Origin of the sequence: Mesorhizobium sp. M0195 (assembly GCF_040322115.1) — a bacterium.
GTDB lineage: Bacteria > Pseudomonadota > Alphaproteobacteria > Rhizobiales > Rhizobiaceae > Mesorhizobium.
In genome coordinates, this window is record NZ_JAMYSV010000062.1 from 1 (window position 1) to 3,107 (window position 3,107).

The window sequence follows — 3,107 nt, forward strand, 5'->3', positions numbered from 1 at the left end:
GGATTCGATTAGCATTCAGCGCGGTTACTCCCGAGCAAATCCGAACCAGTGTGACAGGTTTAGGCCGCTATGTGGCGCGGCGGTTAGGGCGGGAACTGCCCAGCTTAGTGGATGGACTGGCCGAGGGGTGAAGATGGCACGTCAGTCTTCACCGAAGCGCGCAAGCGCTTACGAAACAGGCGATTGGACTGGGCAAGGCCCTGCAGCCCAATCAATCTCCTCTAGCGTGTTTGTTGGCCGTGGTACGCTCGCAGTTAGGTGCGCGCAGCTGGCAATGGAGATGGGCCACCTCATTGGCGCGGCGCTGTGTGGCGACGCTATATTCGCAGAGTGGGCGGCTCGCGCCAATATCCCCTGTATTGCGAGTGTTGACGAGCTCTGCTCTCGTTTGAAGGCCGAGCCGGTGGATTGCATTTTCTCCGTTGCCAATCCGCTTATATTGCCACCGGACATGTTTGGGCGAGCCCGACAAGGTGCTTTCAATTACCACGACGGTCCACTGCCACGATATGCAGGAACTCACGCGACCTCCTGGGCGCTGCTGGCCCAGGAGAGCGAGTATGCCATCACGTGGCATCGTATCGATGATGGTGTTAATGCGGGTGAGCTGGTGGTTAGGCGCCAAGTGTTAATTGCGCCCACCGACACGGCGTTGAGCTTGAACCTCAGATGTCATGAAGCCGCGGTCGAGGGCTTCCGCGAGCTTTTAACTGGCTTGGCGAAGGGAAAGCTTACTGCTCGTCCGCAGGCGCTAGTCGACAGAAGCTATTTTCCGAGACGTCGACGCCCAGATGCGGCAGGCTGTCTGCGATGGGATCGATCCGCGCGAGATTTGTCAGCGATGACCCGTGCACTAGACTTTGGGCCGTATAATCCCAATCGATTGTGTCTGCCCAAGGCTTTCGTGGGTGATGACGTTGTCATAGTCAGGCGCTTGGAGGTGTTGCCTCGACGCTCGGGCCTTCCGGCGGGTTCCCTGCTTGAAATCCACTCCGGCCACTGGCGTGTGGCGACGGGTGCGCAGGATGTTGATGTTTGCTTTGGCGGCCCCGATGGTCAGCTGCTGGACGCGCGAGCACTCGCCAGGAACTTCAATCTGGATGAAGGTTATCGCCTTCCAATTTTGAGCGGTGATCAGGCGCGGAGCATAACTGCCGCCCATGAAAAGCTGGCGCCTTCAGAGGATTTTTGGCGACAGCGGCTTGAGCAGTTTAAAATATTGCAGCTTCCTTTTCTATCGGCGTCCGTGGCTGAAGCGCCGCACAGATGGCAGTCGAGCTCGTGGTTCATTCCAAGTGCTTTGGCTAAACTGGCGCCACATGATCGCACGGAATACCTGGTAACGGCTTGGCTGATCTATCTCGCCCGTATCGCGGGAGAAACAGAGCTTCAACTGGGATGGACGCCTGCATCGGATAGATCGCAAGCCGGTTTGAAAGCGGTGGAGGTGCTTATCGCCTCTGTCGTGCCGATGGAAGTTACCATTGATCTTGCACATGATTTTGAGGAAATGCGCAAAGCGGTGGCGGCCGAATTCGCTCAGCTGAGGGCGCACGCTAGCTTTGCCCGGGATCTTATCGCGCGCTGCCCGACATTGCGAGGTGTGGAGGCGCTACGGTCGCACCGGCCCTGGCCGCTTGGCATCACGATTACAGCAGATAGTTGTTCTGCCGCTGGCGATCTAGCTTCGAACGCGAGTTCTGAGACAACCCTATCCGGTGATTTGCTGACATTCGAGCTTTGCGCTCTGGATGGGAGCTTTCGATGGCACTTTGATGCAAGTCGATTGGCACCGGAGCAGATCGACCGCATGACGCAGCATTTGCAGAATCTGTTGTGCGCTGTGGTTGCCGATGCCGGGCTGCCGGTCGGCCGGATTGAACTGCTGTCGCCCGAGGAGCGGACCTACCTTTTGGAGGAGCTGAACCGGACGGACGCGGCCTATCCGTCGGATCTTTGCATCCACGAGCTGTTCGAGCAACAGGTCCGCCGCACGCCCGAGGCGGTGGCCTTGGTCCATGAGGACGAGCGCCTGAGCTATGGCGAGCTCAACGCGCGGGCCAACCGGCTGGCGCATCATCTGATCGCGCTCGGGGTCAAGCCGGACCAGCCGGTGGCGATCTGCCTGGAGCGCAGCCTGGCGATGGTGGTGGGTGTCTTGGCGATCCTGAAGGCGGGCGGCGCCTATCTGCCGCTGGACCCGGCCTATCCCTGCGCGCGGCTGCGGCAGGTCCTCGCGGATGCCGCGCCGCGGCTGCTGCTTTGCGATGCGGCCGGACGCGCCGCGCTCGGCCCTGAGGCGCTTGTCGATGTGAGCGTGGTCGATCTGGAGACGGCGACACCAGCCTGGGCCGAATTGCCCGCCTGCGATCCCGAGCCGCGCGCCATTGGCCTGACCGCGCGCCATCTCGCCTATGTGATCTACACCTCTGGCTCAACCGGAACCCCAAAGGGCGTCATGGTCGAGCATGGAAGTCTGGTCAACTATTTGCATTGGTCGGATCGCAGCCATTACGAAGAAGCCGGCAACGGTTCGCCCATGCTGCTGTCGTTCAGCTTTGATGCTGGCGTTACGACCTTGTTCGGGCCTTTGTTGGCGGGCGCCAAGCTTCGTCTTGCCAACCCCATTGCCCAAATACATGCGCTTGCTGGTTTAGAGGATGGTCAGACCTATGATCTAATCAAGCTGACCCCTTCGCATCTAAGCCTGCTGAACAAGCGGCTTGAAGCCTACAAGGGACCAGCCCCGACCAGAGCACTCATGGTCGGTGGCGAGGCCTTGATCCCGGCAGACATGCAGTTTTGGCAAGAGCATTTCCCGAACGTGCGTCTGATCAATCATTATGGTCCGACAGAAGCGACGGTTGGATGTGCCACATTCGCAATATCCGACGCTGTCGAGGGGCTGGCCAACGTCCCGATTGGTCGTCCGATTGCGAACACGCGGGTGTATCTGCTGGACGGTCATGGTGGGCCGGTGCCGTTCGGGGCGGTGGGCGAGCTCTACATCGGCGGGGCCGGCGTTGCGCGTGGCTACCTGAACCGGCCGGAGCTGACGGCCGAGCGGTTCATCGCCAGCCCGTTTGTGGAGGGCGACCGGCTGTACC

1 protein-coding gene is annotated in these 3,107 nt (G+C 60.3%); it reads left to right on the forward strand.

What is annotated here, in order from left to right:
* Positions 1-280 precede the first annotated feature (280 nt).
* Positions 281-3,107: amino acid adenylation domain-containing protein (locus NKJ12_RS31915; protein ID WP_352707684.1), on the forward strand; the 2,827-nt coding region annotated here is incomplete at its 3' end.